This is a genomic window from Chitinilyticum aquatile DSM 21506 (genome assembly GCF_000430805.1).
Lineage (GTDB): Bacteria > Pseudomonadota > Gammaproteobacteria > Burkholderiales > Chitinibacteraceae > Chitinilyticum > Chitinilyticum aquatile.
On the sequence record NZ_AUMS01000004.1, the window covers coordinates 257,502 to 284,323 of the forward strand.

Here is a 26,822-nt window from a genome sequence, read left to right on the forward strand (position 1 = left end):
TGATCGTACTGGCACTATCAGCAAAAACGATGCCGGTAAAACACGTGGTAGGCCATCACCTTGCTGCGCCTGAGCTGCGATGACGATGCCCAGACCGGATTCACCGTGCGCGCGTGATAGAGCAATTCTTCTCCGGCTGGCGCGCCATCCTCGATGAAGTCATCCACCACTTCTTCCACGCGGGCCAGCGCCCTGGGCTCGCGCGCCTCGGCTGCGGCCAGCGTGCGAGCCGTGCCGCGCTGATGCGTCCAGGAAAACTGCCGGGGTTGGTAGATCACCTCCTGCACCGTATCGGGAAAGCAGGCGGATTCAACCCGTGCCATGGTGACCGCCAGAACGGCGCGCATGCCCTCGGGCGTATCGCCGCGTGCTTCATTGAACACATTCAGTACCAGCAGGTCACGATCCTGTTGACTGAGCAAGGGCTGGGGTTCGGATTCCGGAGCCGATGCGGGTGCGGATGCGGGTGCGGCGGTAACGGCAGAAGCCAGGACTGCGCTTGCCTGCACTTGCGGGCGTGGCTGCCAGCGGTAGGAGAACGAAGCACTGGCGGCAGTCATGACACCGGCCAGCATGAGCAGAAGAAGGAAGAGATTACCGAGCTTGCGAATTGCCATGCCTTTGGCCACTCCCGGCCGTCACTCCGGGGCAGATTGCATCCCAAAATACAGCCGGTACATGGATAAGTTGTTGAATTGCGGCCATTATCGCAACGGAATATGCAGCGGCGCTGTGAGGTTTTCCCCTCGGCGAGTGGTAATTTTCCGCAAATCATGCCGTGGGCATGTGCCCGCTTGCCGTACCGCCAGACGAACAAAGCCACTGCATCTGCAGTGGCTTTGTCAGGGGTATATACCCATAGCCCTTATTTTTAAAGGGCTACGGGCCTATGGATATTACTGTATCACCAGAATCTCAGTGCAGGGCCTGGGTAAGCTGCTCGGCGGCCGCACCCACGATCAGGTGGAACACGTTTGCACCCTGCGGCACCACAGCCTGGATGCCCTGGGCTTTCAGCGCTGCTTCGTCCAGACCGGCACTGTCAGCCAGCTCGACACGAACGCGGGTCGATGCCACGGTTTCCGCATTCAGGATATTGCCCTTGCCACCCAGCGCAGCCTGGATTGCCAGCTTGTCAAAGCTGCCGCCAGCAGTAGCTGCCACCGCTGCCTTGCCGGCACCACCCGATTTCAGATATTGCTCCATGTCGGTTTTCAGGTTTTCGGACAGGGTGCCGAAAATGGCCTGCGCATTATTGCCCACCACCATCACGCCGGCAGCACCGAGTGCCTTCAGGCGCGGCTGGTCAACCTTGGCAATGTCGCCCACGCTGATGCGCAGACGGGTAATGCAGGCGTCCAGGCTCTTGATGTTGTCGGCGCCGCCAAAGGCCAGCACCAGTTCGCGGGCCTTGCCCATCTTGTCACCTGCGGCAACAGCGGTACCTTCTTCGGCAACTTCGTCGTCTTCACGACCCGGTGTTTTCAGGTTGAACTTGGTGATGACGAAGCGGAAGGTGAAGTAGTAGATCGCGGCATAGATCGGACCCAGAACCAGCACATACATCCAGTTCTTGGCATGGACGCCGAAGGCATTGAACAGCAGGAAGTCGATGCCGCCTTGCGAGAAGGTAAAGCCCATGTGCATCTCGAGCGTGTTGGCAACGAATTGCGTCGATGCGGCCAGCACGGCGTGGATCACGTACAGCACCGGAGCCACGAAGAGGAAGGCAAATTCGATCGGCTCGGTAATACCGGTCAGGAAGGAAGTCAGCGCGGCGGAAATCATGATGCCGCCAACCTTCACGCGGTTTTCCGGCTTGGCGGTATGCCAGATGGCAATGGCAGCGGCCGGCAGACCGAACATCTTGAACAGGAAGGCACCGGACAGAATCCCGGCAGTCGGGTCACCCGCGAAGAAGCGGTTGATGTCGCCATGCACAACCTTGCCGGCGGTATCGGTGAAGCTGCCCATTTCGAAGAAGAACGGTACGTTCCAGATGTGGTGCAGACCGAAAGGAATCAGCATCCGTTCAACGAAACCGTAAGTGGTAGCGGCGGTACGCGGATCGGAAACGGCAGCCCAGTGCGAGAACGCATTGATCACGTTCTGTACCGGCGGCCAGACGAAGGACAGCAGCACGCCGACGAAAATGGCCACGATACCGGTGGCAATCGGCACAAAACGCTTGCCGGCAAAGAAGCCGAGATAGGGAGGCAATTCGATGCGGTAGTACTTGTTGAACAGCGCACCGGCAACACCACCGATGATGATGCCGCCAAATACACCGGTTTCCATGGATTTCATGCCCATGACGGTGGCAGGCTCGACACCGAGTGCCTGCGCCATCACGCCCATGGTCGCAATCATGACCACAAAACCAACCGTGGCGGCAATGCCGGCCACACCATCGTTTTCAGTCAGGCCCAGTGCAACACCAATTGCGAAAATGAGCGGCAGGTGTCCGAATACGGCACCACCACCCGCTTCCATGATCTGGGAGACCACAGCGGGGAGAAACGAAAAATGTGAAGCACCAATCCCTAGCAGCAAACCTGCTACCGGCAATACGGATACCGGCAACATGAGCGCTTTGCCGATCTTCTGCAGATATGCAAATGCATGTTTAAACATGGTTATGACTCCTGTTCGCTGCGCCCCGGGCTTTTCACCTCTTGAGCTGCCAGCGTTATCCTCGAAATTTTGCCTTGGTCATTCTCCGCGCTTTCCCGGTATTGCCTATCGGGAAATCACCCCAAGGTTGAACCCCTAGTGTGATTCCCGTATTTATTGCAGCGGGGAAAAAAGACAAGGTCGCCGAAATAACAGTGTTTTCATCATAGTCATGGATATTGTTTTTGCCATATGCCGGACCATAAAAAAACCCATTGAAACAATGGGTTTTTTAATCATCAGCAATGCGATTACCGCTGGCCGGCCTGCAAATGACCGATTTTCCCGGCCAGTGTCAGGGCAGCGTGGCAGCAAGCTGCTTTGCGTTCAGCCCGATAATCAGGTGATAAACACCGGGTGCGGCCAGCGCCACGGCAAGGACACCGGCCTGGCGCAATGCTTTCTTGTCGACCAGTGCAGGGTTTTTCAGCTCGATGCGAATTCGCGTTACCGCAATCAGACCAGCCGAACGCAGATTGTCCGGCCCACCCAGCGCCAGCAATAAAGCTGATTCCCCGGTTTTGCCGACTGGTTGCGCACTGGCTGCAACGGCTTCTTCTTCGGAAGCCGGTTTTTTCTTGAAAAGTGATCCGAACATCATTCCTCCTGACACAATCCGGATACAGAATTCCTTTCCGCCAATTTATTGATGGAAGGCTCTGAATAATCAGTGTTTTTCAGAAAAAAGCCGGCGCACATGGCACCGGCTTTTTTGCTGCTGTTTTAATCAGCCAGTGCGGAAAGCCGCTCGCGCACTTCGCTGGCCGTACCCAGCTGCAGCACTTCGGCAGCCAGCTTTTCACAATCGGCCTTCGACAGCTTGCGCACCAGGGCCTTGATTGACGGGATGGTCGGAACAGAAACCGACAGTTCATCCACACCAATGCCCAGCAGCAGCGGTACAGCCAGCGGATCGGAGGCAATGCCACCGCATACGCCGACCCACTTGCCGTGAGCATGGGCGCCCTTGACCGTCATGTTGATCAGGTTCAGCACGCCCGGATGCATGGCATCAGCCAGCTTCGCGAGCTTCGGATGACCACGGTCCATCGCCAGTGTGTACTGGGTGAGGTCGTTGGTGCCGATCGAGAAGAAATCGACTTCGCGGGCAAACTGTTCGGCCATGACGGCGGTGGCTGGTACTTCGACCATGATGCCGACCTGTACGTCGCTGGTGATGCCCAGCGCAGCCTTTTCTTCGGCAACGATGCGCTTCACTTCGCGGACTTCTTCCAGGCTGGTGATCATCGGGAACATGATCGCGAGTTTCACATCGCCGGCAGCACGCAGAATGGCACGAACTTGCGTGTGCAGGATTTCCGGCTCTTCCAGGCACAGGCGGACACCGCGTACGCCGAGGAAGGGGTTTTCTTCCACCGGCATCGGCAGATAGGGCAGTGGCTTGTCACCACCAACATCCAGCGTACGCACTACCAGAGTGCGGTCATTGCCGAGTGCCTTGGCAATATCGCCGTAAATCTTGTCCTGCTCGGCTTCGGAAGGCGCATCGGTGCGTTCCAGATACAGGAATTCACTGCGCAGCAGACCGACACCTTCGCCACCCATCTTCACCGATTCTTCTGCATCTTCGAGTCCGCCAATATTGGCAACCACCTCGACGTGATGACCATCGGTGGTTACTGCCGGCTGGAAGGCTGCCGCGAGTTCCTGCGCGCGCTTGCCGGCCAGCTTGGCCTGACGCTCGACGATATCGGCAATTTCCGTATCGCTCGGATTCTTGCGCAGCGTGCCCTTGCTGCCATCCAGGATGACCGGCGTACCATTGGCCAGCGCCAGCACGTCTTCATCGATGCCACAAATGGCCGGGATGCCCAGCGAGCGCGCCAGAATGGCAACGTGGCTGGTGGCACCGCCACCGGTAGTGCAGAAACCCAGCACCTTGGTGCGGTCCATGCTGGCGGTATCCGAAGGAGTGAGTTCTTCGGCAATCAGGATGGCGTTGTTCGGCACCTGCAGTTCGGCTTCCTTGGTTCCGGTGATCAGGCGCAGCACGCGGCGACCGACATCGCGCAGATCGTTGGCACGGCCAGCCAGCACTTCGTTCTTCAGCTTGGACAGCAGTTCGGCATGTTTGGTGAAGGCCTCGCGCCAGGCAAAACCGGCGCTCTTGCCGTTGCTGATCGCGGCAATGGCAATGTCGAGCAGATCCGGGTCCTGGAGCAATTCCTGGTGCGCAGCGAAGATTTCAGCCTTGGAGGCATCGGAAATTTCACCCTTCAGGGCTTCCAGCTGGCCGTGTGCTTCTTTCAGCGCATCATCCAGGCGGCGGCGCTCGACCTGCTGGTTGTCAGCGTGTTCGGCAACCTCGATTTCTTCCAGCTTGATCTGGAATACCTGACCTACGGCAAGGCCCGGCGATGCGGAAACACCGGTCAGCACATTCGGGTCCTCCGATTTCGGTTTGGCTTTCGCCGGCTTGATGGTATCAAGCGGTGCCGGCTTGTGCTTGGCCACCGGAATCACGCCGACATCTTCGCCACAACCGGATTTGAGCAAATCAACAAGAGCCTTCACAGCATCCTGGGCATCTGGCCCCTGGGCACGTACGCGGATTTCATCGCCATTCTTGACTTCGAGGCCCATGATGGCCACGACGGATTTGGCATTGGCTTCTTCGCCCTGGCGCACCAGCTTCACGTCAGACTTGTGCGCCTTGGCTGCATTGGAAAGCACCGCTGCCGGGCGGGCATGCAGGCCGGTCGGGTTGGGAATGCGCACCGGATCGGACCACGCTTCGCCACCCGCACTGGCAGCAGTCACGTTTTCAACGCCTTCAGCCAGCGTCAGAGTCAGTGCAACTGTCTTGCCGGCTTCGACCATGCCGGTAGCCGGCTGGTATTTGCTGACCATTTCGCCATTGGTAATCACGATCTGGGTCAGCAGGCTGACGGCCTTCATGGCCACCTTGTCCATTTCGAACTCGATGAGTGGCTGGCCGGCGTCGACAATATCGCCTTCCTTCACCAGTGCATTGAAACCCTGGCCTTTCATCATCACGGTATCGAGACCAATGTGCATCAGCACTTCCAGACCATTGGCCGCCGTCACGGTCACTGCGTGCTTGGAGGAATGCAGTTGCGTTACCTTGCCGGTCAGTGGCGCGCACAGCACATTGGAAATCGGGTCAATCGAAATACCGTCACCGACCATTTTCTGCGCAAATACCGGATCCGGTACCTGTTCGATCGGAAACATCACACCGGAAATCGGTGCAAGCAATTCAAGCTGGGAAGTAGGGCTGGTCATGGATAACCTCGTTACGTGCTCTGGAATTCGTTTATCGACTGGCTTGTCTTTTCCATGTTTTCCAGCAGCTCGCCGGAATCATGGTTTTTCATGTTTGGTAGTGTAGTTCTGCCACGATTTACTACACAGTAATTTTTTATTGCCTTGTCATGGTACTTTTTAACGGACAGGGCAATCGGGACTGTTGCAGGGGGCTAATGCTACGCAAGTACCGGATTTGCAAGGTTTCGCAACATTTCGCAGCCCTTAGTAAAAAGGGGCGGCCATCGGCCACCCCTTTGCAAACGTAAGACGCTGTACGCTTATTTTTCGCCGCATCCTCCGGCGATTGCTGCAGACACTGCCTTCATGGCTGCATCCTCGTCACTGCCGGTCGCCTTGACCTGAACCTGGTCACCCTTGGATACGTCAAGCCCCATTACACCAACCACCGATTTGGCATTGGCTTCGGTGCCCTTGAACACCAGTTTCACGTCCGACTGGAACTGCTTGGCAACATTGACCAGATTAGCAGCAGGGCGCGCATGCAGGCCTGTGGCATTGACGATGGTTACCGGAGAAGAAAGTGCAGTCATTGTGTGCCTCTTGTTGGCTGATTAACTGGAAACGGCGTTATTTTGACTGGTGCGATTTGCAGATGGTGCAACATCAGGAAGCCATCGTCTGTCAGGCGTTTTCCTAACCGTCGCGACGATTCTGCCAAAACAGTATGGTGCAATCCTTGCGGATAATCAGCAAATACTAATCATTTCGTCGGGTGCCATTACGCCCGAAAAATCCCTTTTCGGTCAGCATGCCATCGAGCTGCAAATCCCATTTTGCTGCCGGCACCAGGGGAATTTCCTGGCAGCTATACGCCACGCCGATCAGCAAGGGCTTGCGCCAGTGGCTGCGATGCCGGCGGAAGGCAAAACTCGTGTCATAAAATCCGCCCCCTTGGCCGAGTCGGTAAAGGCTGGCATCGAAAGCAAGCAAGGGCAGCAATACCAGGTCAAGTGCTCGGGCACTGATGATTTCGGGGTGACGCGGTTCTGGAATGCCATAAGTTCCGCTCTGCCAGCGGGTGTGTTCATCAAAGCGGACAAACGAGAGTTGTCTGCCTGATCGCGGAACCACCGGCAGATACACTGCACAGCCTGCCTGAAGTGCAGCAAGCACCAGAGGCCAGACCGGAAATTCGCTGCCTTGCGGTACATAGGCAGCGATTTTCCTGCCGCGTTTCAGCAAGCCTCGCTGGCGGGCTTCACGGATCAGGCTGAATGCTGCGGCATGGCGGGCCAACGCGGAAACGGCCTGCCGTTTCTGGCGGGCTTCGCGGCGAAGCTGGATTTTGAGGGTATCAAGTGCTGTCACGCGGCGCTGCATGCCTGGGACAAAAAGGAGGGGCTTTCCCGCGAGTGCCGATCCGACTCGCATCTTGAACCATGAGGTTCAAGGGGTCGCCGGCCTGTGCCATCAGGTGCATTCGACTAAGGAATGCTCACAACAGGCAATGAGTGGCTGGCAACCGTGGTATGTGAATCGGTCAAAGAATCTGAGCCGTTTCGAACACCGCAGGAAAGCGAACCGTGCGACTGAGGCCTGCTAGAAAAGTTGCTGTTGTTCAGCAAGCACGGCATCAATCGTCGAATTCATATCGCCAATTCTACGCTGTATCGTGCCGATGTCAAAGCCGTCGCCGACACGCGTATGCAGGTATTCATGGGTCAGATTGAGTGCCGCCATGATGGCGATTTTCTCGATTCCGATTACCTTTCCGGCGTTCCGGATTTCATGCATGCGCTGATCAAGAAGCTGGACAGCCTGCAGCAAGGTCTGCTCCTCGTCTGCCGGGCAGGCCACGCGGAATTCACGCCCCATGATGCTCACATCGAGCTGCTTGACGGTTTGCTCACTCATCGCTGTTCTCCGGCAGTTTGGCCAGAATCGCCGCCACACGGTGCTTGCTGCCCTCGAGTTTTTCACCGAGCCGCACATTTTCCTCGCGCAGTGCCAGTACCTGCTGGCGCAGGCTGCGGTTTTCATTGCGCAGGCTGCTGGCCAGGCGCACAAGCTGGATCACTTTGTCTTCCAGACTGGCAAGTTCTGCTTCCATGAGGCTTTCCGTTGGGGTTAGACCGTTTACGATTGTATGCCATTTTCAGCATGACGCAGCGAACTGGCACCATGCTGTCGCATACGGCACTCAGTCTTCGTCTTCTTCCGCACCGACTTCCGGCAAATCGTCGAGTTTCATGCTGAATGTCGGCAAGGCCGTGAATTCGTCCGGACGCTCGAGAGTCAGACGGCCCAGATTGCCGTTGCGGAAATCCGTGATGATGATTTCGGCAGCCTTCTGCTCGTCGATGCGCCCGCCACTCATCACCGCGCCACGCTGACGGGCAATACGGTTGAAGACATCTTCGACTTCGCCGTCGAGATCTTTCAGCTTGTAACGCTGCATCAGTGCATCGGGATAACGCTCGCGCAGGGTCTGAATGGCAAACCACGACACATCAACTTCGTCATAGGCATTGCGCCCGATCGAACCACCCAGCGCCAGGCGGTAGCCGGTCAGCTCGCTTTCGAGCTTGGGCCACAAAAGGCCAGGTGTGTCATACAGGATGGTGCCGTCAGGCAGCTCGACACGCTGCTGGCTTTTCGTCACACCCGGTGTATCAGCCACATTGGCGATGCGGCGCTTCATCAGCGCATTCATCAGCGTTGATTTGCCCACGTTCGGAATGCCGAGGATCAGCGCCCGGATCGGCTTTTCGGCTCCGGTGCGGTGCGGCACAACCTGGCGGCACATCTCGGCAATCTTGCTGCCGGCGGAAGAACGACTTTCCTCACCGAGCAGCATCGCAGACGTATCGGGCTGCTTGCGGAACCACGCCAGCCAGGCCTGGTTGAGCTGCGGATCCGCCATGTCGGTCTTGTTGATGATGACAAGCGACGGGCGCTGACGATGACGGCGCAGCTGGTTGATCATGGGATTGCAGCTCGATACCGGCAGGCGCGCGTCGACTACTTCGATCACCATGTCGACCTTCGCCATGGTTTCCGCCACTTTCTTCCGGGCCGAGTGCATGTGCCCGGGAAACCATTGAATCGCCATCGTGCTTCCCCACAAAACGGCGGATTATACATCTTGTTCACAAAGCGCAAATCAAATCAATCACTTGGCTTGTGGAAAAAGCGGGGCGACGCTGTGGAGAAGCCGGCAAGAGTGGCGCTGCGGATTTTCATCGCCAATTCATCCACAGCCTCAGGCCAAGTTAACCCCACAGCTTGCCAAACTGCAAGTCGATGAAAGAAAAGGTGAAATCGAGTTATCCACAGGAAAACGACGACACTATTATCTGTTCCTATCCTTTCTCATCCAACTGTGTAGATAAGCGGAACATTCATCAGCAGCAGCAGTCTGAACGGCCGCCCTGCAGTAGAATGGGCGGACACTGGAAGCATGAACCGTGAAAAAACACCTGATACCGATACTGGCAGGCATTGCCATCGTGACTGCAAGCGCAGTCTTTCTGCTGCGCTCTGCACCGCAAGCACCCAAGCTGACTTTCAAAACGTTAGACAACCAGTCGATGAGCCTCGGTCAGCTGAAGGGCAAAGTGGTCCTGGTCAATTTCTGGGCTACAAGCTGCTCTGGCTGCATGGCAGAAATGCCGGATCTGATTCGCATCCAGCAGCGCTTCGGGAAAGAGGGCTACCAGACCGTTGCCATTGCAATGGCCTATGACCAGCGCAGCTACATCGACACCTATCAGCAGAAAACACAAATGCCTTTCCTGATCAGCCACGATACGGAAAACAGGGCTGCAGATGCATTCGGTGGCGTGACGCTGACACCAACGACCTTCCTGATCGGGAAAAACGGCGAAATCCTGCAGAAGTACATCGGAACACCGGACATGGAAGAGCTGCAAAGCCGCATACAAACCGCGCTACGCAGTTAATTGGCATGTATATGCATGAAACCCTTTAATCCAAAAGGTTTCATGCATATACGCTTGCTGGTATCTAATGATCTGCTGCGAGCAATCAAACAGGGCCGGCTTGCAGGATGCAGATGGTTCCCGCTGCAGCGACATTTGCTGCGGGCTGTTGTGCATCCAACGTATACTGGCGCACCTCTGCATTGCACGGATCCGTCATGATCGGTCGACTCACCGGGCTGATAGCCGAAAAACAGCCTCCTCACCTGCTGCTGGACGTCAACGGCACCGGCTACGAGCTGGATGTGCCGATGAGCACCTTCTATGTGCTGCCACATTCCGGTGAACGCTGCATGCTGTACACGCATCTGGTCATCCGTGAAGACGCGCACCAGTTGTACGGTTTTGCCACCCGGCAGGAACGTGACACCTTTCGCGAGCTGATCAAGGTCACCGGCATCGGGCCAAAAATCGGTCTGGCGATCCTTTCCGGCATGAACAGCGAGGAATTTGCCCAGGCATTGGCCGGTGAAGACATCGTGCGGCTATCCAAAATCCCCGGTATTGGCAAGAAAACCGCAGAACGGCTGGTACTGGAACTGCGTGGCAAGCTCGGAAAACTGGTCAGTGCCGGACCGCTATTCGAAGCTGCCGGCAAGCTCACCACCGAAACACCGGCCAGGGATGACGTACTGCAGGCCTTGCTGGCGCTGGGTTACAACGAGCGCGAAGCCACTGCGGCAGTCAAGACGCTGCCGGCGGATACCGATGTCAGCAATGGCATCCGCATGGCGCTCAAGGCCCTAGCCAGATAAGCCGGCTTGTTCACAGCCCGGCTGGGGATAAACGGTTTGCTGACGTGAATAAGTGCCACCAGAGCGATGGTGGACGATTCTTATCGCCAGTTTCCCAACAGCCAAAATGGTATGTTGTTCCCAGCTTGGGAAGCATCCCAGTGGCTTGATTGGCAATGGAAAAACCGGTTTATCCACAACCCTCGGCCAGACTTATCCATTATTCCTATCTTTTCTTATTCAAAGATTTAGGAAGCAGCTGTGAAAACGTGACGATGCCGTGTTTTCATGGCAGATGGCATTGATTCAGAATTTTGCCAAGTGCAAAACTTACAGTCAGTAGCCTGAACCTGGCCGCGCTTTGGCAGTCTTGAGCGTATCGAAACACACATCCCAACGTCCATGCGCCTGATTCTTGGCTTTACACTGCTGCTGGGATTCGTGTTCTTGCTGCAGGCTTTTCCGGCATTGGCAGATCTGGATACTTTTGCAGGCCGCTGGTGGTATGCACGCAGTGACTGGCTGGTGTTGTTCAGCCAGCTGATTGGTCTGATTGGCAGTGGCGTTGTGACACTCTTGCTGGCCATCGTGCTCGCTTGCTGGTTTGCATTCGCCAAACAGGACCGCTTTGCTGCCTTGCTCATACCGGCGGGATTGCTTGGCAGCTGGGGCCTGAACTATCTGGCCAAGAGCCTGATTGCACGCCCAAGGCCACACTGGGAACATCTGATGCAGGTAGACAGCAGCTCGTTTCCCAGTGGACATGCGATGGCTGCACTGTCACTGGGCGTGTTGCTCGCCAGCGTACTCATCCGGCATTACCCGAGGCTGCAATTACTCTGGCTCGCGCTGGCGGGAATCTGGGTGCTGCTGTCGGGAATCGCGCGCCTGGTGCTCGGAGTTCATTACCTGACCGACATTCTGGCGGCCTATCTGCTCGCTGGAGTCTGGTGCTGTCTGCTATTGCACTGGTATTCGCGCAGAACCGCGCCATCTGGCTGCTGCACGCAGAGCTAGGTCTGCAAAATGGTGTACGATCGTTCTTTTATTGCCCATCGACATCGGCCAACATGATCGAAACCGATACCCTTTCTGCCCTGCCTGCCGAGCGCATGGTGACAGCCAAAACGCTATCGCAGCAGGAAGAACAGCTTGAGCGTGCGCTGCGTCCCAAGCTGCTCGATGAATACGTTGGCCAGCTCAAGGCACGCGGGCAGCTGGAAATTTTCATCGAAGCCGCCAAAAAACGCGGCGAAGCACTCGATCATGTGCTGCTCTTCGGTCCGCCGGGGCTGGGCAAGACCACGCTGGCGCACATCATCGCGCGCGAGCTGGGCGTGAATTTGCGCCAGACTTCCGGACCGGTGCTGGAACGCGCCGGTGATCTGGCGGCAATACTGACCAATCTTGAGCCGCACGATGTGCTGTTCATCGACGAGATCCACCGCCTGTCACCGGTGGTCGAAGAAATCCTCTATCCGGCGCTGGAAGATTTCCAGCTCGACATCATGATCGGCGAAGGGCCGGCCGCACGCTCGGTGAAACTCGATCTGCCACCGTTCACGCTCGTGGGTGCCACGACGCGTGCGGGCATGCTGACCAATCCGCTGCGCGACCGTTTCGGCATTGTTGCCCGGCTGGAGTTTTACACGGCAGAAGAATTGGCACGTATCGTCGTACGATCCTCGGATTTATTGGGTGTGAAGATGGATACTGAGGGGGCGTATGAAGTAGCGCGCCGCTCGCGCGGCACGCCGCGCATTGCCAACCGCCTGCTGCGCCGCGTGCGTGATTACGCCGAAGTGAAACACGACGGCATGGTGACGCGCGAAGTAGCCGACCTTGCCCTGCAGATGCTCGACGTCGATCACGCCGGGCTTGATGTCATGGACCGCAAGCTCCTCTCGGCCGTCATCGAGAAATTCGGCGGTGGCCCGGTCGGGCTCGACAATGTGGCCGCAGCCATCGGCGAATCACCCGACACCATCGAGGATGTGCTGGAACCTTATCTGATCCAGCAGGGTCTGCTGCAGCGTACGCCGCGCGGGCGCATGGCCACTTTGTCTGCTTACCAGCATTTCGGCCTGCCTGAGCCGCGCAATGAAACGGGCCGATGACGTTTTGTGACAAGAGAACAATGACAATTGCACGGGAATGCGGTGAAAATGCGGCTGTTCTGCCCATTTTTGCAGCATTGCCCCAGCCAAGCCTGAAACAAACCACGCATTCCGAGGAGAACCGTGCGTCATGAACGCTCCCGTTGAAGACATGTCCATCATTTCACTGGTACTGCAGGCCAGTTTTGTCGTGCAGGCCGTCATGGTGATTCTGCTGGTGTTGTCCTTCCTGTCCTGGTGGTACATCTTCAGCAAGCATTTCACGATTTCGGCAGCGAAAAAGAAAACCGACCAGTTCGAGGAACGGTTCTGGGGCGGCTCCGATGTGTCGGCGCTGTATGAACAGGTACGCCGCGAACACGGCGTCGGCATGGAAAACATCTTCGAGGCCGGTTTTGCCGAATTCCTGAAACTGCGCCAGAAGGCCGGCATGGAATTGTCCGACGTGATGGAAGGCACCCGCCGCGCGATGCGCGCCGCCTGCCAGCGCGAACTCGATTATCTCGACAAGCACACGTCCTTCCTGGCGTCTGTCGGTTCGGTATCGCCCTACATCGGCCTGTTCGGCACCGTCTGGGGCATCATGTATGCCTTCAAGGGCCTGGGTAATGTCGGTGCCGCCACGCTGGCCACCGTCGCCCCGCACATTGCCGAAGCGCTGGTTGCCACCGCCATCGGCCTGTTTGCCGCAATTCCGGCAGTCGTAGCCTACAACCGCTTTGCGGCCGATGCCGACCGCCTGGCCAACCGCTTCGACACCTTCATCGAAGAATTCAGCAACATCCTGCAACGCCAAAGTGTGCGCTAAGGAGAGACGGCCATGAATCGTCGTCGTCCGCGTCGCGCCAAGAGCGAAATCAACGTCGTTCCCTATATCGACGTGATGCTGGTACTGCTGGTGATCTTCATGGTGGCTGCACCCATGATGCAGCAGGGCACGGTCGAGCTGCCCAGTGTCGGCAAGACCGCCAACCAGCCAAACCAGAAACCGCCGCTTTTCGTCATCATCGACAAGGATGGTGCGCTGCAATTGCAGGAAAAGCAGGAACAGAAAGGCGAATCGTATCCGGACGCCGCTGCGCTGATTGCCGCAGTGAAAGGAATGGCCGGGCAGGGAACTGACGCGCGCCCGGTCGTGATTTCGGCAGACAAGAATGTGCGCTACGAGCAGGTGATGAACGTGATGGATGGCCTCAAGCAGGCTGAAATCGAGCGCGTCGGCCTGCAGGTGCAGGCCAGATAAGTGATGCGCAGGGAAGAATTATTCGACCGTGACGAACGCAAGGGCCTGGCTTTTGCGTTGACACTTGCCATGCACGTGCTGCTGGCGCTGGCTCTGCTGCTGTCAGTGCAGTGGAAAACCCAGCAGCCCAAGCCGGTACAGGTCGAGCTGTGGGGCGGGCCGCCGCCGGCACCGGTGCCGGAAAAAACCGTGGTCGAACCCGAAGTGGTAAAACCGGTGGTGAAACCGCAGCCGGAAACGGAAAGCAAGCCGGCGGACATTGCCGAAAAGGTGAAACCGACACCCACGCCGGCACCCAAGGCAACGCCGACGCCGCGCCCGACTCCGACACCCAGACCGACGCCGACACCAACGGCCAAACCTAGTCCGGCTCCGGTCAAGGCTACGCCTGTGCCGGTCAAGCCAAGCCCGGTTGTCAAACCGACTCCGGCTAAGGAAAAACCGAAGAAACAGAATGACGACAGTGATCTCGCCAATGCGCTGTCGCTGGACAATTTGGTGAAGGCCGATCCGAATGCCAAGCCCCAGCCGGGTGGCAAGCCCGGTGGTACGGGCAGCAATCCGAAGGCGACGGGCAATGGCCCGGGTGCGGGTGCCGGCAGCGGGCTGGGCAAGGGTTATGTTGACAGTGTTGGGGCATTGATCAGACCCAAAATCAATTACCCTGGGACACCAAAACCGGACTCAACGGTTCATTACAAGATACTGCTCTTCCCGACTGGCGAAATTCGTGACGTCATTCTGGTCAAGGCAAGCAATGATCCTGAATGGGATAAAGCGGTGGAGTCTGCCATTCGCAGAACGACTCCTTTCCCAAAACCACCTGGTGGTGCATCGTTTAGTGAGTTCTCAGGCGTTGTCTGGAAATTCAACTCGTATAACTAATTAAAAGGAGATACTGATTTATGAAATGGATGAAACAGATTCTATTCTCCTTGGCAGCATTGCTATTGATGGTCGGGAATGCACAGGCTGATATGGTGGTGGAGGTGTATGGCTATGGCAGCCAGCAATACCCGATCGCAATTGCACCATTCCAGAACGAGGTGGGGCTGAAACAGCCGATTACGCCGGTCATCAGCAATGATCTGACGCTCTCCGGCCTGTTCAAGGTCAGCAGTGCCGGCGATCTCTCGCCGGTACCGTTTGCGCCAGCAGACCTGAATGCAGCCCCACTGCTGCAGCGTGGTGCGCAGACCGCATTGATCGGTCGCACCGAAATGCAGGGCAATGAGCTGGTGATCCGCTTCTGGCTGATTGATCTGGCCAGCAAGAAGGAACTGCTGAATCTGGAAAAGCGCGGTTCCCCTGCGCTGGCGCGCCGCATGGCACACCAGATTGCCGACATGATTTATGAAAAGATCACCGGCAAGAAGGGCGCCTTTGCTTCCCGCATCGCCTATGTGCTGAAAACTGCACCAAACCGCTTCGAGCTGCAGGTGGCCGATGCCGATGGCTACGGCGCGCAGAGTGTGCTGACTTCCAAGCTGCCGATCATGTCGCCGAAATGGTCGCCCGATGGCGGCAAGCTCGCATATGTGTCGTTCGAACAGCAGAAACCCACGGTGTTCATTCATGAACTTGCCACCGGCAAACGCTGGGCGGCAGCGAACTTCAAGGGCAGCAACTCGGCGCCGGCCTGGTCGCCGGATGGGCGACAGCTGGCCGTGGTGCTGACCAAGGATGGTGGCAGTCACATTTACCTGGTCAATACCGATGGCAGCAATCTGAAGCGCCTGACCACCAGTGGTGAAATCAATACCGAGCCGGTATTCGGCCCGGATGGTCGCATCTATTTCACGTCCGATCGTGGTGGCAGCCCGCAGATCTACCGCATGACCCGCGAAGGCAACAGCGTCGAGCGCGTGACGTTTGGCGGCGCCTACAACGCCGGCGCGAAGTTCTCGCCCGACGGCAAGAGCATGACCTACGTGACCCGTGATGGTGGCTATCGTGTCGCCGTGATGGATCTGGCTACCCGCCAGGCGATGACGCTGACCGATTCCGGTCTGGATGATTCGCCGACGTTTGCCCCGAATGGCCAGATGATTCTGTATGAAACCGGTGCACGCGGTTCGCTGGCGGTTGTGTCGGTGGATGGTCGCGTGAAGCAGCGCCTGAAATCGCAGAATGGCGACGTCCGTCAGCCGGCCTGGGGGCCGATGCTGCCGTAAGGGCAAGACATGAAGATGCGGCCTGATGCTGCATTTTCGGGGAATTCCGGGGAACTGATGGCAAATTTGTCGCTCTTTTCCGGATGCGAGTTTCAAATTTCTGCAAATTGCAAAGGAGTATTCCGATGAAAAAGATTGGTCTGAGCCTGATTCTGACTGCCCTGCTGGCTGCGTGTGCAAGCACCCCGGCCCCGGATGCGAACAAGAATGGTGGCAAGGATGGTGCCGCTGGCCAGGGTGACGGCGTTGCAGTCAAGCCGGTCGATGTGTCCGGAACCGGCACCAAGGGCTACAGCGTGCTGACCGACCCGAACAACATCCTTTCGACTCGTCGTGTCTACTTCGACTATGACTCCTACGTGGTCAGCAGCGATTACAACGAAGTGATCGAAGCACATGCCAAATACCTGATGAGCAACAAGGATGCCAAGGTCATCCTGCAGGGCAATACCGATAACCGTGGTACCGCCGAGTACAACCTCGCTCTGGGTCAGAAGCGCGCCGATGCCGTGAAGAAGATGATGAACGCGCTGGGCGTGCAGGATGCACAGATCGAGTCGGTGAGCTTCGGTGAAGAAAAGCCGATCGAAATCGGCGATACCGAAGAAGCCTGGGCGCGCAACCGTCGTGCCGAAATCGTGTACCAGGGCGAAATGCCGAAATAATCTGGCCCCGTTTTTCCGGGTAATGCCTGGAAAACACATGAAAATCAACGCGAAAGGGCTGATTTTTCATGCAATGACAGGTACCGGGCCTGGCCCGGTTCCCTGTCGCCAGAATGATCCGGGCCAGTATCACTTGCCCTGTGTCAGGTGATTCCGTATTGTTTTGCCATCTGACAGGCCCGCCGCAGGGCCTGTTTTCTTGCCCAGTTCGAGGATAAGTCATGCGCAAGTTGTTGGTTTCCGTTTGCCTGATGGCCAGCGCCGGTCTGGCGCACGCCGGCCTGTTTGATGATGATGTCGCCCGCCAGCAGGTTGCCGATCTGACTGCCAAGGTGAAACAGCTGCAGGCGGATAACCAGCAGCGCCTGCAGATGCTGGAAGCAGGCAACAAGCAGGTGCTCGAGCTGGTACGCCAGATCGACCGCCAGAAGGAAGAAATCGCCCAGCTGCGTGGGCTTGTCGAAGTGCTGCAGTTCAACCAGGAAGAAGCCGCCAAGCGGCAGAAGGATCTCTACATCGATCTGGACAACCGCCTGCGCACACTGGAAACCGCCAAGCCGGCCGGTCCGGAATCGATGACCGAGCAGCAGCTCTTTGATGCGGGTGTGGCACAGGTGAAAGCCGGCAAGCACAAGGAGGCGATTGCCACCTTCGAGAAATTCCGCACCGATTTTTCCGACAGCAAGCTCACCAGCACCGCGCAGTACTGGCAGGGCGTGAGCTATGCCGCGACCAAGAACTACAAGGCTGCCAATGCGGCCTTTGCTGCGGTTGCCAATAATCCGGAAGCCAGCAATGCGCCGGACGCCCTGCTGGGGCTGGCTTCTGTTGCTGCCGCCAGTGGCGACAAGAAAACCTCGCGCAAGTATCTGGTCGAGATTCTCGAACGCTTCCCGCAGAGCGGCGCTGCCGAAACGGCGAAAAAGGCGCTGACGGCGGTGAACTGATGCCGTTCATGACCGGCTGGCTCGACGCAAGCCGCTGATCCGATTAGAATTTGCCGCGGCACCGGTTTGACCGGTGCCGTTTCTTTTTTGCCGCCAGCCCATCCCCCGGACTGTTTTCCGGCCAGGAGACCATCATGCGTGAAACGCTGCGAATTACCGAGATTTTCCATTCCCTGCAGGGCGAAACCAGCCGCATGGGTTTGCCCACCGTTTTTGTGCGGCTTACCGGCTGTCCGATGCGTTGCTCCTATTGCGATAGCGCCTATGCGTTTACTGGCGGTGAAACGCTGCATCTTGACGACATCATGGCGAAAATCGCTGCATTTGGCTGCAAGACGGTCTGTGTGACCGGCGGCGAGCCACTGGTGCAGAAGGGCGTCCACCTGCTGTTTGCAAGACTGTGTGATGCCGGCTATTCGGTCAGCGTGGAAACCGGTGGCGGCGAGCCGATTGCCGGTGTTGATCCGCGTGTGTCGCGCATTCTGGACGTGAAAACGCCGGCGTCGAATGAAATGCAGAACATGCACTGGCCGAATCTGGACGAGGTCAATGCGAACGACGAGATCAAGTTCGTGCTGGTCAACCGTGCTGATTACGAATGGGCGCGCGATCTGTTGCGGGAGAAGCAGCTCGACCAGCGCGCGCCGGTGCTGTTCTCGCCGGTATGGGAAAGCCTGCCGCCGCAGCAACTGGCGGCCTGGGTGCTGGAAGACCGTCTGCCGGTGCGCATGCAGGTGCAGCTGCACAAAATCCTCTGGGGTGAAAAACAGGGGGTATGAGGATGCAGCCATTTGAATAAAATGGCTGCATTGATATACCCATTCATGTTCTGCGGCTGGCAACCATCACGTAAGCAAGGCCGCGCCGGGTCGCGTGCCAACGCAGATCACCCAGCGCCTGCGGCATTGCAGGAGGTCTGTGCAGCCAGCCACGATCCAGCCACGGTAGCACAAGGCGCAATAGACCTGGCCTGAGCTGTCCGCCAAGCTGGCGATTGCTCCAGGCCAGCACACCACGGCTGGCAAGCAGTGGCAGTACACGCTGCAAAGTTCCGGCTGCGGCAGGTCCCGGTGGCAGGTGATGCAGCAGCACGGCATCGAAACTGCCTGCGGCAAAGCACTGCAGCGCTTCTGGTGCCAGTTCCTCCAGCTTCGTGAACACCACATTCTTGCCGGACAACCCGGCGCTGTGCTGCAACTGCAGCTGCAGGCCAGCTGCATCGGGCGAGATCAGCAGAATGCGCCGGCAGCGTCCCAGATCAAGCAGCGAGGCTATTTCAGCCTGTTCGTGGCTGGCATCAGGCTGCCCGCACAGCAGCAGCAGCGCGTTTTCGGCCTGCCGGCACAGGGCGGCCCGCAGCGTTGCGGCCAGCCTGTCCGGCCACCGCTGATGCCGGCGGGTGCCGGCTTCCCTTGGCTTCCTTGTGCTGCAGCCTGTTGCGGACACGGCCTGCTCCATTGCGCTTTACCAGACAAACTGGAAGCCGGTGCCGCCGCTCACATAGCCCTTGCGTTCGGTCAGCGGGCTGTCGGCGGCGCTGCCCAACAATTGCGTGTACTGCACGCTGCTGACCCAGCTCAAATTCTGCAGGATGGGCACGCTCAGGCTCAGCCCGGCGCTTGCCTCGGACAGGCCCGCACCGGCCTCGTAGCTGTGGTGGCCGCTGCGTGCGGCCTGGCTGCTGCTTACGCCATACCAGCGCTGCTGGTAGCGGCTGTCGGCAAACAGTACGCTGCCGTTCATGCTTACGCTGGCCTGCTCGCTGTCATAGAGCGGGTAGCTGGCCGCCAGATTGAGCGTGTTGCCGCGGTTGCGTTCGGCCAGCCCGGTTTGCCAGACGGCAGAGAGGCTCAATTTTTCGATCTGGTAGCCACCGCCGAATACGAATTGCGCACCACCGTCGATGTCACCCATGCCCTGCAGCGGGTTGCGGTTGCCGTCCTTGCCGTCTTTTTCCTTGCGGCCGGCGCTCATGCCGATACTGCCGTTCAGATACCAGTCATCGTTGCCGTAGCGGTAGCCGATGCCCTGCGAGCTGCTCAGAAACACGCCGCTGCGATGCGATACGGTCAGATCGCCCAGCGGACCAAATTCGGTTTTTTTGCTGCCGGAATAGGCCGGGCCGGCAATGGCACCGGCCGAGAGGGTCAGCAGCCAGTTCTTGCCGTCGGTGGCCTCGTCCCAGGCGCCCATGGCCGAATCCCAGATGCGGTATTGCCACTGCTCGTTCTGCTGGGTGGTGTCACCGGCAGCGAAGGCGAGCGGGCTGCCCAGCGACAGCAGCAGGATCAGGGTAAGCCGTGAAGATTGCATGATGCTCCTTGAATCAGCGCAGGTGCGCGGTAGGCCCGGAAGGGCAACGCTGCTGACTGTAGGGGCAAGGCGTAAGTGAAAAATCTCAAAACTGTGTGCAGATGTGAAAAAGTATGAAAACGGCATGTGGCGCAGTGCCAACAAACCGGAAGCGGATCACGGATTTCTGCCGGGCAGGCTGATCACGAAGCGCGCGCCGTGCGGGTGCTGGCGGGCGGCTTCCACCCACACCCGCCCGCCGTGGCGTTCGCAGATGCGTTTCACGATGGCCAGCCCCAGGCCGATGCCGCCGGTATCGCGGCTGCGGCTGTCGTCCAGCCGGATGAAGGGTTCGAACACGCGGGCGGCATCGGCGGCGGCGATGCCCGGGCCGTCATCTTCGATGCTGATTTCGATCTGGCCCGCATTCGTCTGCCGGCAGGCGAGCGTGATGTGCTCTGTGGCGTAGCGCTGGGCATTGCGCAGGATGTTGGCCAGCGCGTATTCCAGCAGCGCCGGGTCGGCGTGCAGCGTGGCCGGTGCCGCAGCCAGATCGAGCGTGACGGGAATGCGGTAATCGGGCCGCCGGCCCAGTTCACTGAGCCAGACCACCGCCGGAATCGTGCTGCACTCGGGCGGGCCGTTGCGCGCATCCAGCCGGCCATAGCCCAGCAGTTCGCGGATCAGCGTTTCCATTTCGTCGAGATCATCGAGTGCGCTTTGCCGCAGGCTTTGCTGGCGCTCGGCGGCGGCCGTTTCCTGCATGGTGATGGCAAAGCGCGTGCGCGCCAGTGGCGTGCGCAGCTCATGTGCCACCGCGTTCAGCAGCTCGTTCTGGTTTTTCACCAGCAGCTCGATGCGGGCGGCCATCTCGTTCATCCGCGTGCCCAGCGGTGCCAGGCTGGAGCCGGTTTTCAGCGCAATGCGCGTTTCCAGCCTGCCTTCGCCCATTGCCTGCGCGGCCTGCCGCAGGGTTTGCAGATCGCGCCAGAAGGGCCGCACGAAACCGCCGAAATAGACGATGGCCATCGCGATGATCATGAGCAGATACACCATCAGGTTGATGGTCAGGATATTGGGTGGATCGGGCGGCTCGATGCTGAACACCCAGGGACGGTCGGCAACGCGACGATAGAAAAACTCGTCGTCCATATTGAACCAGACCTTGCCGTTATTGAGGCGCTCGCGGATTTCGGGCTCGAAACTGGATAGCGGGCGCAGATTCACGCCGAATTTGCCCATGGCGTGTTTGAGCTGTGCCGCGTTGTGCAGCATCTGCGCTTCGCTGGTGGCTGGCCCCTGCGGCAGCAGGGATTCCTCCAGCACATTGAACGGGCCCTTGTAGGCATCCTGGGCAAAATTCTGGAAGTAGCTGTCGAGCAGTTTGCCGGAGAGGTGCGAGACGCCGAACAGCGTCAGTGCGATGGTGACGATGAGCGGAATGAATTGCCGCAGAAAGATGGCCCACATCAGTGCTGCTCCGCCTGGGTAGTCAGCAGATAGCCCCTGGACCACACGGTCTTGATGCGGTGCGCATGCTCGCCGAGTTCGCCCAGCTTGCGGCGCAGGCGCGAAATGATCACGTCGGCCGAGCGGTCGAAACCGTCGAAATCGATGCCACGCAGGTGCAGCAGGATGTCGTCGCGGCTGACCACTTCTCCGGCGTGTTCGCACAGCAGCCACAGCAGCTCGAATTCGCTGGAGGTGAGACCCAGCTCGCTGCCGCCCAGCTCTGCGCTGCGGGTCGAGCGGCGGATGACGAGCTGTGCCAGCTCGATCACGTCGCGCTGCTCGCGGCTTTCCTTGTGATTGCGCCGCAGCAGCGCCTTGATGCGCGCCAGCAGCAGGCGTGGTTCCACCGGCTTGATCACATAATCGTCAGCGCCGTTTTCCAGGCCGATGATCTGGTCGATATTGTCGCTGCGGGCGGTGAGCATCAGGATGGGCAGATCGTTCTGGCGACGGATGTCCTTGCAGATTTCAAAGCCGTCGCGCCCGGGCAGCATCAGGTCGAGAATCACCAGATCGACCGGGTGCTTGTCCAGCCAGGGCAGTACGGTATCGCCGCGCGCCAGCGTGCTGACTTCGAAAGCATGCTGCTGCAGGAATTCGGCGGTCAGTGCCGCCAGCTTGCGGTCATCTTCGACGATCAGGATCTTGTTCATGGCGCAGGCGTCGGGGCGGTTGCAGGATGCCTAATGGTTCTCTGCTGCCATGCCAGCGTCAAGTCGGCATGCCGGACGCTTTTTTTCCGTTCACAGATTTTTACAACTGCTGACGTTTTTACACAGCCTGTTCCCCATTGCCTTCCTAGAATCGGCCGCATCAACCCATGTCCGTTCCCGTTGCGGAGGAGCCGATGCCAAGTCCTGCCAGCACAGTGGCCGCCGAACTGACTGCTGCCGCCATGCCCGAACACCACCAGCGCCGGCTTGCCGCAGTGCTGGCCTATATCGATGCCAATCTGGATGAAGAGCTCGAACTCGCCAGCCTGGCGGAGCGTGCCCATTTTTCGATGTTCCATTTCCAGCGCCTGTTTACCCGGGTTTTTGGCCAGAGCCCCAGCTTGTATGTGCAGCGACGGCGGCTGGAGCGTGCAGCCCGGCAGCTGCGCGAGGAGCCGCAGCGCCCGGTGCTGGAAATCGCGCTGTCGAATGGTTACCAGAGCCAGGGCGGTTTCAACCGCGCATTCCGCCGCTGCTTCGGCGTGAATACCAGCCAGTGGCGTACCGCCTGAGGCCAATCCGGCAAATTACCGCGCGCGCCAGCGGCAAATGATCCGGCAGGCAGGGCTGGCACTGGTTAAAATTGAGGCTTGTTATCGCCCAAGGATCAATGCCGTGCCGCTGCGTCGCTGGCTGGAACCCCTGCAGGACATTCCCGAACGTGGCCGCAGTACCCTGCTGCTGTGGCTGGGTGCCGGCCTGGTCGGGCTGGTGGCCGTGTTGCTGGCCAAAGCTGCCGAATGGGCCTCGGGCGGTTTTCTGGCACTGCAGCAGCGTTGCTGGTGGGCGCCGCTGCTGATTGTTCCGCTGGGTGGCGTGCTGGTGCGCTGGCTGATGCTGCGCATCGGCCGTGGCGCCGAGGGCAGCGGCATTCCGCAGGCCAAGGCCTGCCTTGCACTGGCCGATGAGCCGACCCTGGCCAATCGCCTGCTCTCGCCGCGGATTGCAGTGGCCAAGTTTCTGGGGATTGTCGGCGGCCTGGCCAGCGGCTTTGTGCTGGGGCGCGAAGGCCCCACGGTGCAGATCGGCGCCAGCATCATGTACAGCCTGCGCCGCCTTGCACCCATCGACGATGCGCAACTGCGTCGCCAGCTGATTCTGGCCGGGGGCGCCGCCGGCATTGCCGCCGCCTTCAATACACCGCTGGCCGGTATCGTGTTTGCCTTCGAAGAGCTGGCCCGCTCGGTCGAGGAAAAAACCTCGGGCAAGCTGCTGGGCGCGGTGATTCTGGCCGGTGTGGTTTCCCTCGCACTGCAGGGGGATTATGTGTATTTCGGGCGCATCAGGGTGCCCGGTTTCGACTATTCCATTCTGCTGCCGGTGCTGCTGATCGGTGTCGCCTGCGGGCTGGCCGGCGGCGCGTTTGCCTGGCTGTGCGTTCATACCGAGCGCTGGCTGCCACAGCGCGTGCGTGCCGTGCAGCGCCGTTTTCCCTATTACTTTGTCGCCGCTTGCGGTCTCTTGATTGCCGTGTGCGGACTGATTGCACCGATACACGGCAGCGGTGCCGAAATCACTAGTGCGGCGATCAACAGCGCGCAGGCGCTGCCCTGGTATTTCATGCCGCTGAAGATGATCGGGATGATCGCCACTTTCCTGACCGGCCTGCCGGGCGGTATTTTTGCGCCTTCGCTGGCGCTGGGCGCCGGGGTGGGCAGCTGGTTTGCCCCCCTGTTTGCCGCATCGCTCACGGTAAAACTGATGGCCATCGGCATGGCGGCCATGCTGGCGGCGGTGACACGCGCACCGCTGACCAGCTCGATCATCCTGATCGAAATGACCGATGGCCATGCCATGGTAATTTCAATCCTGGCAACGGCCCTGGTCGCCTCGACCGTGGCGCGTTTTTTCCGCACCAATCTGTATCACGAACTCGCCGAGCGGGCCCTGCTTGCCTTGCACCCGCATCCGGCGCTGGAGAAAAATCCATGACCCGTCCCGCTGTAGTGCTGCTGTCCGGCGGCCTTGATTCTGCCACCTGCCTGGCGATGGCCCGCCGCGATGGCTTTGCGCCGTACGCGCTGTCCTTCGATTACGGCCAGCGCCACAATGCCGAGCTGGCTGCCGCGCAGCGCGTGGCTGCGGCGCTGGGCGCGGTCGAGCACCGCGTGGTGAAAATCGACCTGGCCGCCTTTGGTGGCTCGGCGCTGACAGACGCGAACATTGCCGTCCCCGAAGATGGCGTGCAGGAAGACACCATTCCGGTGACCTATGTGCCGGCGCGCAACACCATTCTGCTGTCCTACGCGCTGGCCTGGGCCGAGGTGCTGGGTGGCAGCGATATCTACATCGGCGTGAACGCCGTGGATTATTCCGGCTACCCCGATTGCCGTTCCGAATACATTGCCGCCTTCCAGACCATGGCGCGGCTGGCGACGAAGGTCGGCGTCGAAGGTGCGTCGATCACCATCCACACCCCGCTGATCCGGCTCACCAAGGCCGAGATCATCCAGGCCGGCGTGGCGCTCGGCGTCGATTACGGCCTGACCGTCACCTGCTATCAGGCGAATGATGCCGGTGAAGCCTGCGGCAAGTGCGATGCCTGCCGCCTGCGCGCCGCCGGTTTCGCCCAGGCCGGCGTGACCGACCCGACGCGCTACCGCCAGGCCGGCTAAAAATAAACGGAAATATGCAAGGTATATGCACGCAGCCATTTAATTCAAATGGCTGCATGGCAATACATTAGATTGTATCTACTCATTTACTTCTGCAGGAGAGTGCGTCATGGCCGATGATCTTGCCGCAAAATGTGAAGCCTGCCGTGCCGGCGCACCGCAGGTCAGCGATGCCGAGCTGGCTGAACTGATCCGCGCGATTCCGGACTGGACGCCGCTCAGTGTCGACGGCGTGCTGCAACTGCAGCGCGTGTACGTGTTCAGCGATTTTGCCCAGGCCTGGGCGATGCTGGACCGTGTCGCGCGGCTGGCCGAAGAGCACGGCCACCATCCGGCGCTGCTGCTGGAATGGGGCCGGCTGACGGTGAGCTGGTGGACCCACAAGATTCGCGGCCTGCACCGCATGGATTTCGAGCTGGCGGCAAAGACGGACGCGCTGTATCGCGGCTAGTCCAGTGCCAGCCGAGGCTTGTGCTGAGCCCGCATAGATGCGGGCGCTCGCGGGCTCGGCTGCCGTGGCAGCCTTACCGCCGGTGGGGAATTTCACCCCGCCCTGAAGACGAATGGTTTGCCGGCAGCCCACGCTGCCGGCTGTGCCAGTCTGCCCTCGGCGCGTGCAGCAGGCTTGATGCGCCCCAAAATCGGTCTTCTGGCCGCGCGTACACTGGGCACCGGCCCTTCAAACCTGTGGCGCCATTGCGATAATCGGTGCGGCAGGACTTCGCGCTTTCGGTGGCCAATCGAATCACTTTCCATGCGGATGATCAGAATGACAATCGAACGGGATGCACAGCCCCTGCTGAAAACCACGCCGCTCAGCATTGCCGGCATTCCGGCCATACTGTGGGGCGAACCTTCATCCCGCCTGATCCTGGCCGTGCATGGCAATCATTCCAGCAAGGAAGATGACGTCATCGTGCGGCTTGCCCGCGCTGCGGTGGCACGCGGCGAACAGGTGCTGAGTTTCGACCTGCCGGCACATGGCGAGCGCAAGGGGAAGGAGGCGGTCTGCCATGTTCGGCAAGCCGTGCCGGAACTGCAGGCGATCCTGCACCATGCGCAAGAGCGCTCAGCACACGTTTCGCTGTTTGCCTGCAGCATGGGTGCGTATTTCAGCCTGCTGGCGTTCAGCAAAGCGAAATTCGAGCGCTGCCTGTTCCTCTCGCCGGTGGTCGATATGGCGCGCCTCATCGACAACATGATGGGCTGGTTCGGAGTCAGCGTGGAGCGCCTGCAGCAGGAGCAGAGCATTCCTCTGCCCATTGGCGAAACGCTGTTCTGGGACTACTACCGCCATGTCAAGGACAACCCGGTCCTTGCCTGGCCTTCTGCTACGGCCATCCTGTATGGCAGCGCGGACGAACTGTGCGAGCGTGAATGCATTGACGATTTCTGCCAGCGCTTTGCCGCAGCGCTGACCGTGCTGGATCAGGCCCCGCATTATTTCAATACGCCCGGGCAGCTGGCGTTTTTCGAGCAATGGCTGGCGCGCAGCCTGCCCTCCATCAAAGGGCCGGGCCAGTAGCTAGCTGCCAAATTCGAAATAGGACGGCAGCTGGACCTGGATGATTTTCATCCCCGCGATATTGCAGTCCGGTAGTGAGCCTGTGAGTCGGGATGGCAGATCACCAAACGTAGTGCATAGCTGCTGGCATTCCCTTTCGCCCAGGTAGATGATTTGCGGCAGGTGGCCGTGCAGTTCCAGAAAAGCAATGCGCCGGGTCATGATGTCGTTGATGAGGTGCATGGCGGTCTCCTCTCCGAATGACGACGCCAGTGTCCGCTCGGGGCATGACAAACTCAAAACCGGGCGATGGATGGCCAGAATCCGGTGTCGGGCCGTCTCTGCGGCTAAACTGGAATGGCCTGCCTGCTGCGGGCTCT

General features: G+C 59.2%; 30 protein-coding genes and 1 other RNA gene. 16 read left to right on the top strand and 15 right to left on the bottom strand.

Annotated features, from left to right (window positions below):
* Positions 1-17 precede the first annotated feature (17 nt).
* The 10 genes from H559_RS18840 to ylqF all read right to left on the bottom strand — a co-directional run bounded on the left by H559_RS18840 (position 18) and on the right by ylqF (position 9,037).
* A complete protein-coding gene (locus H559_RS18840) occupies positions 18-617 on the bottom strand; it encodes a cell wall hydrolase (protein ID WP_034639612.1) in 600 nt (199 codons plus the stop codon).
* 298 nt (positions 618-915) lie between these two features.
* Positions 916-2,634, bottom strand: coding sequence for a PTS glucose transporter subunit IIBC (gene ptsG, locus H559_RS0103980; RefSeq protein WP_028451624.1), 1,719 nt, complete (start codon positions 2,632-2,634; stop codon positions 916-918).
* 334 nt (positions 2,635-2,968) lie between these two features.
* Entirely contained in the window at positions 2,969-3,271 is a 303-nt protein-coding gene (locus H559_RS18845) for a PTS sugar transporter subunit IIB (protein WP_051278909.1), read from the bottom strand.
* Positions 3,272-3,396: 125 nt separating this feature from the next.
* The gene (ptsP, locus tag H559_RS0103990) at positions 3,397-5,940 is read right to left on the bottom strand and encodes a phosphoenolpyruvate--protein phosphotransferase (protein ID WP_028451625.1); all 2,544 of its coding nucleotides are present in this window, start codon (positions 5,938-5,940) and stop codon (positions 3,397-3,399) included.
* A 302-nt stretch (positions 5,941-6,242) separates the two neighbouring features.
* On the bottom strand, positions 6,243-6,515 hold the full coding sequence (locus tag H559_RS0104000; protein ID WP_028451626.1) for an HPr family phosphocarrier protein: 273 nt from the start codon (positions 6,513-6,515) through the stop codon (positions 6,243-6,245).
* 166 nt (positions 6,516-6,681) lie between these two features.
* The gene (locus H559_RS0104005; protein WP_028451627.1) at positions 6,682-7,293 is read right to left on the bottom strand and encodes a 5-formyltetrahydrofolate cyclo-ligase; all 612 of its coding nucleotides are present in this window, start codon (positions 7,291-7,293) and stop codon (positions 6,682-6,684) included.
* A gap of 31 nt (positions 7,294-7,324) precedes the next feature.
* Positions 7,325-7,503, bottom strand: a non-coding RNA gene (gene ssrS, locus H559_RS22120) — 6S RNA.
* 21 nt (positions 7,504-7,524) lie between these two features.
* Positions 7,525-7,839: a cell division protein ZapA gene (locus H559_RS0104010; protein ID WP_028451628.1), complete on the bottom strand. Its 315-nt coding sequence runs from the start codon at positions 7,837-7,839 to the stop codon at positions 7,525-7,527.
* The gene (locus H559_RS0104015; protein ID WP_028451629.1) at positions 7,832-8,035 is read right to left on the bottom strand and encodes a hypothetical protein; all 204 of its coding nucleotides are present in this window, start codon (positions 8,033-8,035) and stop codon (positions 7,832-7,834) included. The genes H559_RS0104010 and H559_RS0104015 overlap by 8 nt, the downstream gene beginning before the upstream one ends.
* A gap of 90 nt (positions 8,036-8,125) precedes the next feature.
* Complete coding sequence (gene ylqF, locus H559_RS0104020) at positions 8,126-9,037, bottom strand: ribosome biogenesis GTPase YlqF (RefSeq protein ID WP_028451630.1); 912 nt, start codon at positions 9,035-9,037, stop codon at positions 8,126-8,128.
* Between the two features lie 355 nt (positions 9,038-9,392).
* Between ylqF and H559_RS0104025 the strand changes: the two genes are divergently transcribed.
* The 11 genes from H559_RS0104025 to queE all read left to right on the top strand — a co-directional run bounded on the left by H559_RS0104025 (position 9,393) and on the right by queE (position 18,585).
* A complete protein-coding gene (locus tag H559_RS0104025; protein WP_028451631.1) occupies positions 9,393-9,887 on the top strand; it encodes a TlpA family protein disulfide reductase in 495 nt (164 codons plus the stop codon).
* A 197-nt stretch (positions 9,888-10,084) separates the two neighbouring features.
* Positions 10,085-10,681 carry a Holliday junction branch migration protein RuvA gene (ruvA, locus tag H559_RS0104030; protein WP_028451632.1) on the top strand — a complete coding sequence of 199 codons (597 nt, stop codon included), beginning with the start codon at positions 10,085-10,087 and terminating at the stop codon, positions 10,679-10,681.
* 381 nt (positions 10,682-11,062) lie between these two features.
* A complete protein-coding gene (locus H559_RS21400; protein ID WP_051278910.1) occupies positions 11,063-11,677 on the top strand; it encodes a phosphatase PAP2 family protein in 615 nt (204 codons plus the stop codon).
* A 53-nt stretch (positions 11,678-11,730) separates the two neighbouring features.
* Complete coding sequence (ruvB, locus tag H559_RS0104040; RefSeq protein WP_028451633.1) at positions 11,731-12,777, top strand: Holliday junction branch migration DNA helicase RuvB; 1,047 nt, start codon at positions 11,731-11,733, stop codon at positions 12,775-12,777.
* 130 nt (positions 12,778-12,907) lie between these two features.
* Entirely contained in the window at positions 12,908-13,585 is a 678-nt protein-coding gene (gene tolQ, locus H559_RS0104045; RefSeq protein WP_028451634.1) for a protein TolQ, read from the top strand.
* Positions 13,586-13,597: 12 nt separating this feature from the next.
* Positions 13,598-14,020 carry a protein TolR gene (gene tolR / locus H559_RS0104050; protein ID WP_028451635.1) on the top strand — a complete coding sequence of 141 codons (423 nt, stop codon included), beginning with the start codon at positions 13,598-13,600 and terminating at the stop codon, positions 14,018-14,020.
* 3 nt (positions 14,021-14,023) lie between these two features.
* Complete coding sequence (locus H559_RS21405; RefSeq protein ID WP_051278911.1) at positions 14,024-14,905, top strand: energy transducer TonB; 882 nt, start codon at positions 14,024-14,026, stop codon at positions 14,903-14,905.
* Between the two features lie 20 nt (positions 14,906-14,925).
* Positions 14,926-16,194, top strand: coding sequence for a Tol-Pal system beta propeller repeat protein TolB (gene tolB, locus H559_RS0104060; RefSeq protein WP_028451636.1), 1,269 nt, complete (start codon positions 14,926-14,928; stop codon positions 16,192-16,194).
* A gap of 125 nt (positions 16,195-16,319) precedes the next feature.
* Positions 16,320-16,859, top strand: a complete 540-nt coding sequence (gene pal, locus H559_RS0104065) for a peptidoglycan-associated lipoprotein Pal (RefSeq protein ID WP_028451637.1) — start codon at positions 16,320-16,322, stop codon at positions 16,857-16,859.
* Between the two features lie 221 nt (positions 16,860-17,080).
* Positions 17,081-17,806, top strand: coding sequence for a tol-pal system protein YbgF (ybgF, locus tag H559_RS18860; protein ID WP_051278912.1), 726 nt, complete (start codon positions 17,081-17,083; stop codon positions 17,804-17,806).
* 134 nt (positions 17,807-17,940) lie between these two features.
* Positions 17,941-18,585 (top strand): 7-carboxy-7-deazaguanine synthase QueE, encoded by a 645-nt coding sequence (gene queE, locus H559_RS0104075; protein ID WP_034639616.1) that lies wholly within the window; start codon positions 17,941-17,943, stop codon positions 18,583-18,585.
* A 43-nt stretch (positions 18,586-18,628) separates the two neighbouring features.
* On the opposite strand, the gene H559_RS0104080 is transcribed toward queE, so the two are convergent.
* The 4 genes from H559_RS0104080 to H559_RS0104095 form a co-directional block, all read right to left on the bottom strand.
* Complete coding sequence (locus tag H559_RS0104080) at positions 18,629-19,252, bottom strand: hypothetical protein (protein ID WP_155845283.1); 624 nt, start codon at positions 19,250-19,252, stop codon at positions 18,629-18,631.
* Between the two features lie 18 nt (positions 19,253-19,270).
* Entirely contained in the window at positions 19,271-20,119 is an 849-nt protein-coding gene (locus H559_RS0104085) for a MipA/OmpV family protein (RefSeq protein ID WP_028451640.1), read from the bottom strand.
* Positions 20,120-20,275: 156 nt separating this feature from the next.
* Positions 20,276-21,568: an ATP-binding protein gene (locus H559_RS18865; protein ID WP_051278913.1), complete on the bottom strand. Its 1,293-nt coding sequence runs from the start codon at positions 21,566-21,568 to the stop codon at positions 20,276-20,278.
* Positions 21,568-22,263 (bottom strand): response regulator, encoded by a 696-nt coding sequence (locus H559_RS0104095; protein ID WP_028451641.1) that lies wholly within the window; start codon positions 22,261-22,263, stop codon positions 21,568-21,570. The genes H559_RS18865 and H559_RS0104095 overlap by 1 nt, the downstream gene beginning before the upstream one ends.
* A 194-nt stretch (positions 22,264-22,457) precedes the next feature.
* Between H559_RS0104095 and H559_RS0104100 the strand changes: the two genes are divergently transcribed.
* The 5 genes from H559_RS0104100 to H559_RS0104120 all read left to right on the top strand — a co-directional run bounded on the left by H559_RS0104100 (position 22,458) and on the right by H559_RS0104120 (position 26,463).
* Complete coding sequence (locus tag H559_RS0104100; RefSeq protein ID WP_028451642.1) at positions 22,458-22,835, top strand: helix-turn-helix domain-containing protein; 378 nt, start codon at positions 22,458-22,460, stop codon at positions 22,833-22,835.
* Between the two features lie 103 nt (positions 22,836-22,938).
* A complete protein-coding gene (locus tag H559_RS18870; protein WP_162143291.1) occupies positions 22,939-24,255 on the top strand; it encodes a chloride channel protein in 1,317 nt (438 codons plus the stop codon).
* A complete protein-coding gene (gene queC / locus H559_RS0104110; protein WP_028451643.1) occupies positions 24,252-24,938 on the top strand; it encodes a 7-cyano-7-deazaguanine synthase QueC in 687 nt (228 codons plus the stop codon). The genes H559_RS18870 and queC overlap by 4 nt, the downstream gene beginning before the upstream one ends.
* Before the next feature lie 109 nt (positions 24,939-25,047).
* Positions 25,048-25,389: a 4a-hydroxytetrahydrobiopterin dehydratase gene (locus H559_RS0104115; protein ID WP_028451644.1), complete on the top strand. Its 342-nt coding sequence runs from the start codon at positions 25,048-25,050 to the stop codon at positions 25,387-25,389.
* Positions 25,390-25,707: 318 nt separating this feature from the next.
* Positions 25,708-26,463: an alpha/beta hydrolase gene (locus H559_RS0104120; protein ID WP_211230888.1), complete on the top strand. Its 756-nt coding sequence runs from the start codon at positions 25,708-25,710 to the stop codon at positions 26,461-26,463.
* On the opposite strand, the gene H559_RS0104125 is transcribed toward H559_RS0104120, so the two are convergent.
* The gene (locus H559_RS0104125) at positions 26,464-26,685 is read right to left on the bottom strand and encodes a hypothetical protein (RefSeq protein WP_028451646.1); all 222 of its coding nucleotides are present in this window, start codon (positions 26,683-26,685) and stop codon (positions 26,464-26,466) included.
* Positions 26,686-26,822 lie beyond the last annotated feature (137 nt).

Excerpts from the sequence above, each read along its gene's own strand:
- H559_RS18840 (WP_034639612.1), bottom strand. The coding sequence starts at position 617 with ATGGCAATTCGCAAGCTCGGTAATCTCTTCCTTCTTCTGCTCATGCTG.
- ptsG (WP_028451624.1), bottom strand. The coding sequence starts at position 2,634 with ATGTTTAAACATGCATTTGCATATCTGCAGAAGATCGGCAAAGCGCTC.
- H559_RS18845 (WP_051278909.1), bottom strand. The coding sequence starts at position 3,271 with ATGTTCGGATCACTTTTCAAGAAAAAACCGGCTTCCGAAGAAGAAGCC.
- ptsP (WP_028451625.1), bottom strand. The coding sequence starts at position 5,940 with ATGACCAGCCCTACTTCCCAGCTTGAATTGCTTGCACCGATTTCCGGT.
- H559_RS0104000 (WP_028451626.1), bottom strand. The coding sequence starts at position 6,515 with ATGACTGCACTTTCTTCTCCGGTAACCATCGTCAATGCCACAGGCCTG.
- H559_RS0104010 (WP_028451628.1), bottom strand. The coding sequence starts at position 7,839 with ATGAGTGAGCAAACCGTCAAGCAGCTCGATGTGAGCATCATGGGGCGT.
- H559_RS0104015 (WP_028451629.1), bottom strand. The coding sequence starts at position 8,035 with ATGGAAGCAGAACTTGCCAGTCTGGAAGACAAAGTGATCCAGCTTGTG.
- ylqF (WP_028451630.1), bottom strand. The coding sequence starts at position 9,037 with ATGGCGATTCAATGGTTTCCCGGGCACATGCACTCGGCCCGGAAGAAA.
- ruvA (WP_028451632.1), top strand. The coding sequence starts at position 10,085 with ATGATCGGTCGACTCACCGGGCTGATAGCCGAAAAACAGCCTCCTCAC.
- H559_RS21400 (WP_051278910.1), top strand. The coding sequence starts at position 11,063 with ATGCGCCTGATTCTTGGCTTTACACTGCTGCTGGGATTCGTGTTCTTG.
- ruvB (WP_028451633.1), top strand. The coding sequence starts at position 11,731 with ATGATCGAAACCGATACCCTTTCTGCCCTGCCTGCCGAGCGCATGGTG.
- tolQ (WP_028451634.1), top strand. The coding sequence starts at position 12,908 with ATGAACGCTCCCGTTGAAGACATGTCCATCATTTCACTGGTACTGCAG.
- tolR (WP_028451635.1), top strand. The coding sequence starts at position 13,598 with ATGAATCGTCGTCGTCCGCGTCGCGCCAAGAGCGAAATCAACGTCGTT.
- H559_RS21405 (WP_051278911.1), top strand. The coding sequence starts at position 14,024 with ATGCGCAGGGAAGAATTATTCGACCGTGACGAACGCAAGGGCCTGGCT.
- tolB (WP_028451636.1), top strand. The coding sequence starts at position 14,926 with ATGAAATGGATGAAACAGATTCTATTCTCCTTGGCAGCATTGCTATTG.
- pal (WP_028451637.1), top strand. The coding sequence starts at position 16,320 with ATGAAAAAGATTGGTCTGAGCCTGATTCTGACTGCCCTGCTGGCTGCG.
- ybgF (WP_051278912.1), top strand. The coding sequence starts at position 17,081 with ATGCGCAAGTTGTTGGTTTCCGTTTGCCTGATGGCCAGCGCCGGTCTG.
- queE (WP_034639616.1), top strand. The coding sequence starts at position 17,941 with ATGCGTGAAACGCTGCGAATTACCGAGATTTTCCATTCCCTGCAGGGC.
- H559_RS0104085 (WP_028451640.1), bottom strand. The coding sequence starts at position 20,119 with ATGCAATCTTCACGGCTTACCCTGATCCTGCTGCTGTCGCTGGGCAGC.
- H559_RS18865 (WP_051278913.1), bottom strand. The coding sequence starts at position 21,568 with ATGTGGGCCATCTTTCTGCGGCAATTCATTCCGCTCATCGTCACCATC.
- H559_RS0104095 (WP_028451641.1), bottom strand. The coding sequence starts at position 22,263 with ATGAACAAGATCCTGATCGTCGAAGATGACCGCAAGCTGGCGGCACTG.
- H559_RS0104100 (WP_028451642.1), top strand. The coding sequence starts at position 22,458 with ATGCCAAGTCCTGCCAGCACAGTGGCCGCCGAACTGACTGCTGCCGCC.
- queC (WP_028451643.1), top strand. The coding sequence starts at position 24,252 with ATGACCCGTCCCGCTGTAGTGCTGCTGTCCGGCGGCCTTGATTCTGCC.
- H559_RS0104115 (WP_028451644.1), top strand. The coding sequence starts at position 25,048 with ATGGCCGATGATCTTGCCGCAAAATGTGAAGCCTGCCGTGCCGGCGCA.
- H559_RS0104120 (WP_211230888.1), top strand. The coding sequence starts at position 25,708 with ATGACAATCGAACGGGATGCACAGCCCCTGCTGAAAACCACGCCGCTC.
- H559_RS0104125 (WP_028451646.1), bottom strand. The coding sequence starts at position 26,685 with ATGCACCTCATCAACGACATCATGACCCGGCGCATTGCTTTTCTGGAA.